At 41.1% G+C, this 11,547-nt stretch carries 10 protein-coding genes and 1 pseudogene; 5 read left to right on the top strand and 6 right to left on the bottom strand.

Features of this window, described 5'->3' with window-relative positions; translation table 11 throughout:
- Both ACFI4Z_RS16805 and ACFI4Z_RS16800 read left to right on the top strand, forming a co-directional pair.
- Positions 1–219: pseudogene (locus tag ACFI4Z_RS16805) on the top strand (hypothetical protein); the annotation flags it as partial.
- Complete coding sequence (locus ACFI4Z_RS16800; protein WP_462671567.1) at positions 219–404, top strand: hypothetical protein; 186 nt, start codon at positions 219–221, stop codon at positions 402–404. The pseudogene ACFI4Z_RS16805 and the gene ACFI4Z_RS16800, both read left to right, overlap by 1 nt.
- Before the next feature lie 63 nt (positions 405–467).
- On the opposite strand, the gene ACFI4Z_RS16795 is transcribed toward ACFI4Z_RS16800, so the two are convergent.
- A complete protein-coding gene (locus ACFI4Z_RS16795) occupies positions 468–2,411 on the bottom strand; it encodes a S9 family peptidase (protein ID WP_462671566.1) in 1,944 nt (647 codons plus the stop codon).
- A gap of 161 nt (positions 2,412–2,572) precedes the next feature.
- Here ACFI4Z_RS16795 and ACFI4Z_RS16790 point away from each other — a divergent pair, with 161 nt between their 5' ends.
- Positions 2,573–3,163, top strand: coding sequence for an ABC transporter ATP-binding protein (locus ACFI4Z_RS16790; protein WP_462671565.1), 591 nt, complete (start codon positions 2,573–2,575; stop codon positions 3,161–3,163).
- On the top strand, positions 3,160–4,272 hold the full coding sequence (locus ACFI4Z_RS16785; RefSeq protein WP_462671564.1) for a DUF6136 family protein: 1,113 nt from the start codon (positions 3,160–3,162) through the stop codon (positions 4,270–4,272). The genes ACFI4Z_RS16790 and ACFI4Z_RS16785 overlap by 4 nt, the downstream gene beginning before the upstream one ends.
- A 1-nt stretch (position 4,273) precedes the next feature.
- Here the strand turns inward: ACFI4Z_RS16785 and fadE are convergent, their stop codons facing one another.
- Positions 4,274–6,730 (bottom strand): acyl-CoA dehydrogenase FadE, encoded by a 2,457-nt coding sequence (fadE, locus tag ACFI4Z_RS16780; protein WP_462671563.1) that lies wholly within the window; start codon positions 6,728–6,730, stop codon positions 4,274–4,276.
- Between the two features lie 258 nt (positions 6,731–6,988).
- Here fadE and ACFI4Z_RS16775 point away from each other — a divergent pair, with 258 nt between their 5' ends.
- Positions 6,989–7,753, top strand: coding sequence for a class II glutamine amidotransferase (locus ACFI4Z_RS16775; RefSeq protein ID WP_462671562.1), 765 nt, complete (start codon positions 6,989–6,991; stop codon positions 7,751–7,753).
- Positions 7,754–7,868: 115 nt separating this feature from the next.
- Here ACFI4Z_RS16775 and ACFI4Z_RS16770 read toward each other — a convergent pair whose 3' ends face one another.
- From ACFI4Z_RS16770 to cmoB, 4 genes are all read right to left on the bottom strand, one after another.
- On the bottom strand, positions 7,869–8,660 hold the full coding sequence (locus tag ACFI4Z_RS16770; RefSeq protein WP_462671568.1) for a DUF3108 domain-containing protein: 792 nt from the start codon (positions 8,658–8,660) through the stop codon (positions 7,869–7,871).
- Complete coding sequence (gene purN / locus ACFI4Z_RS16765) at positions 8,617–9,264, bottom strand: phosphoribosylglycinamide formyltransferase (RefSeq protein WP_462671561.1); 648 nt, start codon at positions 9,262–9,264, stop codon at positions 8,617–8,619. Before purN ends, ACFI4Z_RS16770 begins: the two co-directional genes overlap by 44 nt.
- Complete coding sequence (gene purM / locus ACFI4Z_RS16760) at positions 9,264–10,316, bottom strand: phosphoribosylformylglycinamidine cyclo-ligase (RefSeq protein ID WP_462671560.1); 1,053 nt, start codon at positions 10,314–10,316, stop codon at positions 9,264–9,266. The genes purN and purM overlap by 1 nt, the downstream gene beginning before the upstream one ends.
- Before the next feature lie 249 nt (positions 10,317–10,565).
- Positions 10,566–11,534: a tRNA 5-methoxyuridine(34)/uridine 5-oxyacetic acid(34) synthase CmoB gene (cmoB, locus tag ACFI4Z_RS16755; protein ID WP_462671559.1), complete on the bottom strand. Its 969-nt coding sequence runs from the start codon at positions 11,532–11,534 to the stop codon at positions 10,566–10,568.
- Positions 11,535–11,547: the final 13 nt, after the last annotated feature.

The following is an 11,547-nucleotide window of genomic DNA, read 5'->3' as shown; positions in this document are numbered from 1 at the left end:
TTTTTAATATCGATTGGTTGTGCATTATTTTATGCAGGACATGAAAACTATGTGTTCAATGAGCGCTTTTACGAATATAAATCACAAGGTGTAATCAAAACAGAAGAACCTCTGAATGTTTTTACTCATTGGCATAATTATATTATTGAGCCAAACCGCCAGAAAAGAGATGAAAAAATCGGGAAATGCTGGCCAGAAGGTTACCAATTTCTAAGTTAATGGATAAGTATGCTGGTGAATCATTTGTTGAAGAGGTTGCGGGAGGTAAACGTGTTTATACTGCAAATGAGCTTTCGCGGACTATGCCACATGCGGGCAATAATTGGTTTGAGTTTTTAGGCATTTTTTGTGCTGTATTTGGTTTGGTGCTCGCTTTACTGGAGCCTAGGTTAACCAAGCAATAAAATAGATAACAAAAAGCCTGCGTACAATAAATGCAGCAGGCTTTAATACAAATTGGCTTACAATTATCCTTGTGGGCCAAAGCGTTCTTTTAAGTAAGTATCTAAAAAGTTTAGATAGGCGTTGGAGGCGCTGATACGGTTTTCTTTTTTGCTAAAACCATGGCCTTCATCGTCAAATAATACATACTCGACTGGCACACCATTGGCTTTGACTGCGGCAACTAGTTCGTCGCTTTCAACTTGTAGCACACGGGGATCGTTAGCACCTTGAATAACCATTAAAGGCTTTGAGATGTTATCGGCATGAAACAGTGGTGAAATGGCGCGATGACGCTCGCCATCGGTTGCAGGGTCACCCATTTCATCGTAAAGCGCTTTTTTAAAGCTTTCCCACCATGGTGGAATTGAGTTCAGCGTTCTCACCCAGTTAGTAACACCAAAAATATTGATACCTACTTTGAACTCTTCCGGTTCAAAGGCAAGAGCAGCTGCGGTCATAAAGCCGCCGTAGCTACCACCCATGATGCCGATTTTATCTGCATCGACCCAATCTAGGCTTTGTAAGTGTTTTTTACCGTAGACGATATCTTGCAGATCGTCGGTACCATGCTTCTTATCATCTAAATGGAAGAATGTTTTACCATACCCTGAGCTGCCACGGTTATTGACGGCAAAAATAGCATAGCCATGATTAACTAAATGTTGCTGCATTGCGCTATAACCAGTTCGGCTTTGCCCACCAGGGCCGCCATGCACCGATATAAGCGCAGGTACTTTATTATTGCTGCTGGCTTGTTTTGGTTTATACAAAACGCCTGGTATTTCTAAGCCATCAAAACTTTTAAAGCGCACGATGGTACTTTCTACTAAGTCGTTCTGATTGATATCATTACTTAATGTATTGGTAAGCTGCTTAGCTTCATTACTACCAACTTGCCAAACAAATAAATTGCTTGGTGAGGTGTCTGAGTTTAAGTAAAACGCCATAGATTTCTCATCGCTTGAGAAGTTTACGCTGCGTAAGTTACCGGCTGGTAGCTTAGGCATGGCAATTTCTTTACCTGTTCTTGTATCTTTGACGGTCACTTTTGTACTGGCATCAGCATTTACACCGCTTACTTGGTAACGCCCAGAGCGAGAGAAGTATATAAAGCTGACGTCCCAGTCATCTTTTAATGCAGCGCTGTGTTCGCCTGTGGCCAACTCATAACGCCATACCTGTGAAAACTCTCCTTTAGCATTTGTAGAGTAGTATAAATATTTGCTGTCTACAGAGAAGGTGTCAGGCGTGTATTGAGCTGGGGTATCGTGTTTTGAAATTAACTGTGGCTTGAGTGTCTTTTTATAGCTATCGAGAATAAACGTATCACTATCTTTATTGGTATTGTTTTTAGATAGCGCTATATAACGCCCATTAGGACTAATTGCGCCTACATCTAGTCCTTGTGTGTTTTGATAAATAGGAGTGACTTTATAGGTTTTACTGTCAACCCGATATAAGTCCATAAACTTGGCATCGCGTTTGTTGCTGGTGATAAAAAACTCACTGCCATCTTTGGTAAAACCAGCAAAGCTTGCGCGAGTTTCTTCCCCAGGGGTTAAATCTTTGATTGAACCGTCAAGCTCACGTACGTAAATATGGTAGCGCTCATTACCGCCGGAGTCTTTGGTAAATAATACGCGCTCATCATTAGGGAAGTAGCGTACGGGGTAGGTGCTGTCTTCAAAATTAGTTAGGCGAGTTTTACTTGCTGTTTTTACATCGACTTCATAGAGGCTATAGATACCGCTTTCATCGCTACTAACTAGAACTTTATCACCAGAAGGTGAAAAGCTACTACCCATAATAGATGTGGTATCAAAAAAGGTTTTTGCAGTATAGGTTTTTACTTGTTGTGTTTGCTTTGCAACCACAGGGGTAGAGGCTGAGTTATTAGACTGACTGCAACCTGTTATTGCAATAGTTACGGCACAGCTAATACAGGCAAGCTTGAGGGTTTTTTTCATAGGTACATTCCTTGGATTATAGTTATAGGCTTTTAGTGTTAACCGAGCAATTTTTAAACGCAAGTACTTAACCTATTCGAACTGCAATAAAGTGTTACAAACCATGTAGCCCACGAAAATAGAAACCAGTTATAATTCACTTTCAAAATCAAGGAGTATTTATGATAGAAGTCATTGGGTTACATAAACAGTTTGCTGAAAATATATTGTATAGTGGTTATAGTGTAAAATTTAGTGCACCTAAGATATGCATTGAAGCGCCTAATGGCCAAGGTAAAACAACGTTGTTGATGATGTTAGCAGAGCTTGAAAGTCGCCAAAGTGGCCAAATTTTGTTCTTTGGTAAAGCATTAACCGAACCACATAAGCTAGTTGCCATAGCCTCAGACTGCATTGCTTTACCAGACTTTCTTACGGCAGAGCAAATTATTAACTTGTCCGTGAATACGCTGGGTTGTAATTGGCCAACAACAATAATAGACGGGTTTAATTTCAATGAATTTTTAAATACACGTTTTGATGCGCTGTCTTCAGGTAATCAAAAAAAATGCCAGTTAATTTTAGCGCTTATGCGTGATGTACCGTATTTACTATTAGATGAACCCAGCGCAGCCCTTGATCAAGCTAGTCTTCAGTATTTACTAAATTTACTAGATGAATACTTAACTGATAAGCCTAACGGGCAAATAATCATCACCTGCCATGAACCCGCGCCATTTATTGAGCATGGCTTTGAGTGTATGCCGTTATGATTGCAAACTTAAAACAATCAATTGGGCAATATCGCTCTTTTATGGATTATCGTTATCAGGCTTACAAAACTGAACTCACGCAATTAATGTTGCAGCTTAAAAACTTTGGTTTGTTATTTCTAGTGGTACTTGGCTCTGCCATGCTTGGTATGATTTTACTGTTATTTTTAGGGCTGGGGAAAATTATCGATAGCAGCGATGCACCTCAGTATGGTGCACAGATGGCTTGGCTGTATTTGCTGCTGCAAAGTGTCATGTTAAGCGCAATGAAATCTGCAATAAAAAATACAGCACAACGTGCCTTTCAACAGAGTTTGGTGAAACGATATTGGCTTGGTTTAATGGATATAAAGCTTTTACTTTTAAGTAATGGCTGGTTGATTGCGAGCCTCATTATCGCGATTGATCTTAGTGTGAGTCAGTGGCTTAGAGTGCCGCATTTCTTGTTGTTTTTACTATTGCAATTTGTGCTCGGCATTTTATGTTTATACAAGCCAATAGCGCTGGTTTATGGTTTTTTGTTATCCGCAATCTGGGTAACGTTACCGCTTGATATTAGTCCATTGCTTTATCATAGTGGTTTCGTGCTGTTGTTTGGGCTAAGTACTTTTATAGTCCCTTTTAATTTTACCGCTAAGCTAAAATTGACTTCACTTACAGGCTTTTGGCTGTTGTTTTTTATGCATAATAGCTGGGTTTTGATATGGCGAGGGGCTTTATTGCTGTGCGTATTTATGGCAACTCAAGTGTTGTTACAAGAACGCGCTGATTTAGCTGCTATAGTCAGTATTTTGTCACTTGCTTTTATAGTGTTGTTTAGTAGCTCATTACAGTTTGATTGCCGTCACCTACATCAGCAGTACAGAGTGTTTTTTAACATGCAGAATAAGCAAACAGCATTCTTTGTTAGCTTATTTATTCCTAGCTTAATTGTCTTACTACTAACGCTTGTTGGTTTTGTGGCTTTGTTTAATCAAGCAAATAGTTTATTGCTAGTAATAGGGGGGGCTTGGTGTTTACTACAACAGGCTTTAGCGCAAAAAAAGCCAGCGCGTTATGCGCTGGCTTGGATGGTTATAACAGGTGTGTTGCTTGCTTTAATTACTTAGTTTAAGCAGCGTCAGCCTTGTTGTCTGTGCTGTTACGTGCGGCTTTACCTGCTAATAGATCAGCTGGGTCAAAGTCGTCAACGTTAATAGTATCTAAACGTGCTTTTTCAACATCTGCCAGCTTATCGGCTTCTGCTTGGGTTAAAATACCCGCATCAAGGCCCATTTGCGCTACTTTATCAAGTTGGAAGAAAGGCAGTTTTACGCCTTTTTCACGGCATACTTTATCAAACAGAGGCTCAACAGCTAGCACATCTTTGAGCGTTTGCTCTTGGCGGCCTACAAGATTAAGCGGTTCATTAGTTAAGTAGACATAACTTGCAAGGCGGTTACGTGTTTCACTTGGTACTTGTAATATTTGTGCAAGTTTATGTTCAAGTTTGTCAGTTGGTTTACGAACCGGGCGACCGAACGGGAATAACATAAGCTTTAGTGCTGCACGTAACGGCGCTGATGGCATGTTGTTAATTAAATCAGCTAATGCACGTTGGCAATGGTAAAGGTGATCTTGGCAGCTCCATTGAACAAGCGCAAAGTCTTCTTTTTTACGGCCTTCGTCGTTGTAACGTTTAAGTGTAGCAGAAACCAAGTATAAATAACTTAGTAAGTCACCTAAACGTGCAGAGATACGCTCTTTACGTTTTAGTGAGCCACCAAACACTGCCATACTGATATCTGACATTAACGCCAGAGATGCACTAAAGCGTGATGCAATACGGTAAAACTCAGCTGTTTCATCTTTATACGGTGTACTGGTAAAGCGAGCACCCGTAAAGGCTAACCACTTAGTACGTACTAAATTAGAGATAGTAAAGCCGATATGGCCCATTAGTGCTTTATCAAATACCGCAAGAGCTTCTTCACGGTCTTCAATTGAGCATGCGTTTAACTCAGTTAAAACGTATGGGTGACAACGGATGGCACCTTGACCGTAAATAATCATGTTACGGGTCAAGATATTTGCGCCTTCAACAGTAATGGCAATTGGCGCACCTTGATAGCCACGGCCTAAATAGTTATTTGGCCCAAGCATGATGCCTTTACCACCATGAACATCCATTGCATGGATAGTTGAATCACGCATTTGTTCAGTTAAGTGATATTTAATAATGGCTGAAACAACCGATGGCTTTTCACCTAAATCAACTGCACCGGTAGACATACTCACTGCTGCATCTGAGCTGTAAGCGTAACCAGCTAATTTAGCAAGTGATTCTTCAACGCCTTCCATTTGACCGATTGGTAAACGGAACTGGCGACGAATGCGACTGTATGAACCACTGGCAAGGGCGATAGTTTTAATTCCACCTACAGAGTTTGAAGGCAGGGTAATAGCACGACCAACAGATAAACACTCAACTAGCATACGCCAGCCTTGACCGGCCATTTCTGGGCCACCAATAATGTAATCAAGTGGTACAAAAATATCTTTACCGCGTGTTGGACCATTTTGAAATGGCACATTAAGTGGGAAATGGCGACGGCCAATTTCTACACCTGGCATATCTGTTGGGATAAGCGCACAAGTAATACCTAGATCTTTTGTATCGCCTAATAAACCGTCAGGATCTTGCATTTTAAACGCAAGGCCAAGCACTGTTGCAACAGGCGCAAGGGTGATGTAGCGTTTATTCCACGTTAGGCTGATACCTACAACTTCTTCGCCTTCCCACATGCCTTTACATACAACACCGTAATCTGGAATAGCACTAGCATCAGAGCCAGCTTCAGGAGAGGTTAGAGCAAAACATGGGATTTCAGCACCGCTCGCTAAGCGCGGTAGGTAATAATTTTTTTGTTCTGTCGTACCGTAGTGCTGTAGTAACTCGCCTGGACCTAATGAGTTAGGTACACCCACAATTGATGAAAGCAATGTAGATTTACTGGTTAGCTTTTGTAATACACACGACTGTGCAAATGCAGAAAACTGTAGGCCGCCATATTCTTTTTTGATAATCATGGCAAAGAATTTATTATCTTTTAGATATTGCCATACATCTTGTGGTAAATCAGTTAGCTCATGAGTAGCTTCCCAATCATCCAGCATACTACATACTGTTTCAACAGGACCATCAATAAATGCTTGCTCTTCAATAGTGAGCTTAGGCATTGGATATTGATGTAGTTTTTCCCAATCAGGGCGGCCGCAAAATAAATCGGCTTCCCACCACGTAGTACCGGCATCAATCGCTGACTTTTCAGTTTCAGACATTGTAGGCGTTACTTTTTTAAACATGGCAAAAATTGGTTTGATAATGTATTGCTGACGAATGCCAGAAATAGAAAGCGGTACACTGATGATTAAAAATATCAGCCAGCTAATTGCACCAAAAGCACCTGCGAAGGTACCAATAACAAGTGTTGCGATAGAAATGCCAAGGGCAGTATTCCAGCTCGCTCTGTGGTAACTCGCGATGCTAAGCAGTGCGATTAAACCGAGTGTAAATATGAGTGTCATGTACTTAATCCTTAATAGAGGTCAGACCACCTCTGTTAGAGTAGCGCTAGAATCGGTAATTATCAAGAGTCTAAATAAGATAATCTATGAGTTTAGTCGCCAATCTTTAAAGAGTACAACATGGAAACTAACATATGCTTGCTATGGCCAATCTTATGTTTAACAATGCGTAGTAATGTGTTTTTATTTTATTGTATGAGCGTTGCGTTTGGGTTGAATGATAAACTCTGGCAACTCATTTAAAGGTTTAATTATTTTATGTGTGAGTTACTTGGCATGTCGGCGAACGTGCCGACAGATATTTGTTTTAGCTTTTCAGGCTTGCTGGAGCGAGGTGGTAATACTGGGCCGCACAAAGATGGTTGGGGGATTACTTTTTATGAGGGTAAAGGTTGTCGTACATTTAAAGATCCAGAACCAAGCTGTCAGTCTGAAATTGCCAAGTTAGTAAAAGCATATCCGATTAAAAGCGTTTCAGTTATCAGCCATATCCGCCAGGGTAACCGGGGTCGTGTGTGTCTCGAAAATACACATCCATTTACACGAGAGTTGTGGGGGCGTGAAATCACCTATGCCCATAATGGTCAGCTATCGAATTATCATGATTTGAAGCCTGAGTATTATCGCCCTGTAGGCAACACTGACAGCGAGCTGGCTTTTTGTTGGTTACTCGATAAAATTCGTGAAAAATATCCAAAACGCCCATCAAATATGGCATCGGTTTTTCGTTATGCGGCAAAGCTTTCGCATACTCTACGTGAAAAAGGCGTATTTAATATGCTGCTTACTGATGGTGTCTTTGTATTAGCGTATTGTACTAATAACTTACATTGGATCACGCGTCGTGCACCATTTGGTAAGGCAACATTGATTGATGCCGATATGGTGGTGGACTTTCAAAAAGAAACCACTCCTAATGACGTGGTGACTGTGATTGCAACAAGACCATTGACTAATGATGAGCGCTGGCAAAAAATGGAGCCGGGTGAGTTTGCGTTATTTAAAATGGGTGAGTTAATGTAGGTTGGGTAGAGTGAAACGAAACCCAACTTAAAGTTTCAAACTTAAGTATTAAAAATGAAAAAGCCCAAGTTATGATTGTCAACCTTGGGCTTTTCATTTTATGTAGGAAACAAATTTATTCTGGTGCAGTTTCGCTTTTTACGTTTTGTGGTAAGGCTACAGGGCTGGTGACTGTGAAAGATTTCATTTGCACTTCAAACTGTTCTACACCTTTTTCACCTTTCCACATTCTAACTAACATATAGTCCATTTCTGGGGCAAACCAAGCAAGGGCTTGACGTTTATCGTTATCATAAAGGCGTTTTACTTTTATTGCTTCTATATTGCCTATAGGCAGTGAAATCATTTCTGTGCCAACCACTTCGAAGTTGTAGTCACGGCAATTACCTTTTTTATCTACGAGCGGATACGATAAGTTGGTTTTACCCTTTTTAAGATCTTCTCGAACTTGTACTTGGTATGAAATTGAATCTTGGAATTGTTCACTCCACTCACATTTTAAAGGGTATTTACTTTCACTGCTATTAACGAGCTTATCAGTGTTATTAAACGATAAGGTATATTCTTTATCAGGGCCAGTACCTTTACGGATCATGCTGTAATCCACTGGAGACACTTTACTGTTGTTAAAAGTAAATTTGGAGGTCTCTTTACGAGAATCTGAGAATATCATCCACTCAATATCACTGTGATAACTCACTTGGTAAGTGTTATCAGCGAGTTTTTTTAAAGTACGTACACCCTGACCGTGGTTTTCACCTTTGCGTAAAATGTCATAGCTGGCTTCGAATTGGGTGAGTTCACCGGCAATTAAACTGGTAGGAAGTAAAGTGCCCGCACACAAAAGTAGGGCACTTAATTTTTTATTGTGGGTAGTCTGCGCCGTGTGTCGGGAGTTGTTTTTCATCAAGAACTGCATAATCTGCTTCCATCGTAAGTCGTTGTTCACTGAACCATTTGACCACCAAAGGATAGATTATATGTTCTTGCGCATGCACACGCTTAGCTAGTGTCTCTGCAGTATCATCAGCTAACACCGGTACTTTGGCTTGAAGAATAACCGGACCGCCGTCTAACTCTTCAGTGACAAAGTGCACACTTACGCCATGAACGTCATCTTTTGCATCAATTGCTCTTTGGTGGGTATTCAGACCCTGATACTTAGGCAACAAAGAAGGATGAATGTTCAACATTTTTCCTTTAAATTTTTGCACTAAGCTAGGAGTAAGAATACGCATAAAACCAGCTAATACAACCAAATTTGGTGCAAAAGAGTCAATAACGTTCATTAATTTAGCATCATAGGCTTCGCGCGAGTCAAAATCTTTATGGCTGAGCACTGCGGTTGCAATGCCAGCTTGTTTTGCTCGCTCAAGGCCATAAGCGTCTGCTTTATTACTAATGACAGCCGCTATGTTTGCGTTTATCTCGCCATTATTACAGGCATCAATGATGGCTTGTAAATTTGAGCCACTACCTGAAATTAAGACTACTAGACGAGAAGGGGCCATTAATCACGGCCGCCTAGGATTTCTACTTGTTCTTCGCCTGCTTTAGCATCTTGAATTTCACCAAGGTGCCATGCATCTTCACCAAGTTCTTTTAATATGCTTAAGCTTTGTTCAAGTTTGTCAGCAGGAACCACTAAAACCATACCTACACCACAGTTAAATGTGCGGTACATTTCATGAGTGGTGATGTTACCGTTTTCCTGTAACCAGTTAAAGATACCCGGCCACTGCCAGCTATCACCTTTTACAACTGCTTTTGCAGATTCAGGTAATACACGTGGGATATTTTCCCAAAAACCACCACCAGTGATGTGTGAAAGGGCATGCACATCTACTTGCTTAAACAGCTCAAGTAATTGTTTAACGTAAATTCGTGTAGGTTCAAGTAGTGTTTCGCCAAGTGTTTTACCTTCAAACTCAGCGTTAGTATCAGCATTTGATACTTCTAGAACTTTACGAATTAACGAAAAGCCATTTGAATGAGGACCACTTGATGCAAGTGCGATTAGTTGATTGCCAGCCGCTACTTTAGTACCGTCGATGATGTTTGCTTTTTCAACTACACCAGTACAAAAACCAGCCATGTCGTAATCTTCACCTTCATACATGCCTGGCATTTCAGCAGTTTCACCACCTATTAAAGCACAACCAGAAAGCTCACAGCCTTTGCCAATACCCGTTACAACATCTGCTGCTGTATCAACATCAAGCTTGCCTGTAGCGTAGTAGTCTAAGAAAAATAATGGCTCAGCACCTTGAACGATAAGGTCATTCACACACATTGCAACTAAGTCGATGCCAACAGTATCGTGCTTCTTAAGATCAATCGCTAAACGTAATTTAGTACCAACACCGTCAGTGCCAGCAACTAATACTGGTTGCTTGTAACCTTCAGGAATTTCGCAAAGTGCGCCAAAGCCACCAATTCCGCCCATAACTTCAGGACGACGGGTTTTTTTAACTACGCCTTTAATACGCTCAACAAGTGCGTTACCGGCATCGATATCTACGCCCGCGTCTTTATAACTTAGAGACTGTTTTTGTTCGCTCACAGGATTTCCTCAAAAAAGTTGCATGGTTTTGCATGTGTATGCTTAGAAACGCGCGTATTTTACAACAATTGCGAAGGCGCGGCTAGCGCAAATATAACTTTAACATTCTTGACAAGGACAGTTGTCCGCATAATGAGAGAAAGGCACTATGGAATAGGTTATAGGGCATTGTTTTAGCGTCGATGATCGGCTCGACGCTAAATTACAGGATTTACAATTTGCGAGAACCTAGAACCTAGAACCTAGAACCTAAGCCTTTGCGGTTAAAATTGCGCGCAGTGGTGCAGGGTAACCTTCAATTGTTTTGCTGGTGTCGTTAGGGTCTAAAAAGTCGATCAGTGATTCATTTTCCATCCAGTCTGACTTACGTTGTTCTTCAAGTGTAGTTATTGCGCAGTCTTTAACTTGTACATCTTTAAAACCAACGCGCTCCATCCAAAGTTTTAACGCGGCGGTGCTTGGAATAAACCATACATTACGCATCTTGGCATAGCGGTCAGTGGGGACAAGCACTGTGTTTTCATCACCTTCGATCACGAGTGTCTCAAGAACTAATTCACCACCAGGGCGAAGCTGTGCTTTTAATTGTGCTAAAAAGTCTATTGGCGAGCGGCGATGATACAGCACGCCCATTGAAAAAACTGTGTCAAATGCTTTTAATTCTGGAAGGGCTTCAACACCCAGTGGCAGTAAATGAACATTTCCATCAGGGTTAAAGTGCTTAATGGCTTGAAACTGACACAAAAATAAATCAGAGGGGTCTATACCAACCACAAAGTCAGCGCCTTCACCGCGCATGCGCCATAAATGATAACCTGAGCCGCAACCAATATCTAAAACGGTACGCCCTTTAAGAGGCTCAATATGGGGTAATAATCTGTCCCATTTCCAATCGCTGCGCCACTCGGTGTCAATCTCAATTCCATGCACGCTAAAAGGGCCTTTGCGCCACGGCATCATTCGCTTAAGCAGGTGTGTTGTTTGTTTTTGCTCACCTTCGCTCATTTCACCTGCCGCACCGATTTCAACTTTATCTGTGATATTTACGTGCTGAGTGTGAACTTCAGGTAAGTTTTTTAACACTTTTTGCCATTTAGGTAAGTCACCGTGGCTGGCTTCATTTTGCCAATACTTTAATTGACTCGGTAGTGTTTCTAGCCAGTGACTAAGGGAAGTTTGTGCAATTGCAGCGTAAAACTGATTGAACCAAGAAGACATTGTATATTTCCTA

It is taken from the genome of Pseudoalteromonas sp. RWi3, from assembly GCF_054960735.1.
The sequence above is the reverse complement of the archived record's forward strand: the minus strand, read 5'-3'. Positions and strand labels throughout refer to the sequence as shown.

Excerpts from the sequence above, each read along its gene's own strand:
- ACFI4Z_RS16800 (WP_462671567.1), top strand. The coding sequence starts at position 219 with ATGGATAAGTATGCTGGTGAATCATTTGTTGAAGAGGTTGCGGGAGGT.
- ACFI4Z_RS16795 (WP_462671566.1), bottom strand. The coding sequence starts at position 2,411 with ATGAAAAAAACCCTCAAGCTTGCCTGTATTAGCTGTGCCGTAACTATT.
- ACFI4Z_RS16790 (WP_462671565.1), top strand. The coding sequence starts at position 2,573 with ATGATAGAAGTCATTGGGTTACATAAACAGTTTGCTGAAAATATATTG.
- ACFI4Z_RS16785 (WP_462671564.1), top strand. The coding sequence starts at position 3,160 with ATGATTGCAAACTTAAAACAATCAATTGGGCAATATCGCTCTTTTATG.
- fadE (WP_462671563.1), bottom strand. The coding sequence starts at position 6,730 with ATGACACTCATATTTACACTCGGTTTAATCGCACTGCTTAGCATCGCG.
- ACFI4Z_RS16775 (WP_462671562.1), top strand. The coding sequence starts at position 6,989 with ATGTGTGAGTTACTTGGCATGTCGGCGAACGTGCCGACAGATATTTGT.
- ACFI4Z_RS16770 (WP_462671568.1), bottom strand. The coding sequence starts at position 8,660 with ATGAAAAACAACTCCCGACACACGGCGCAGACTACCCACAATAAAAAA.
- purN (WP_462671561.1), bottom strand. The coding sequence starts at position 9,264 with ATGGCCCCTTCTCGTCTAGTAGTCTTAATTTCAGGTAGTGGCTCAAAT.
- cmoB (WP_462671559.1), bottom strand. The coding sequence starts at position 11,534 with ATGTCTTCTTGGTTCAATCAGTTTTACGCTGCAATTGCACAAACTTCC.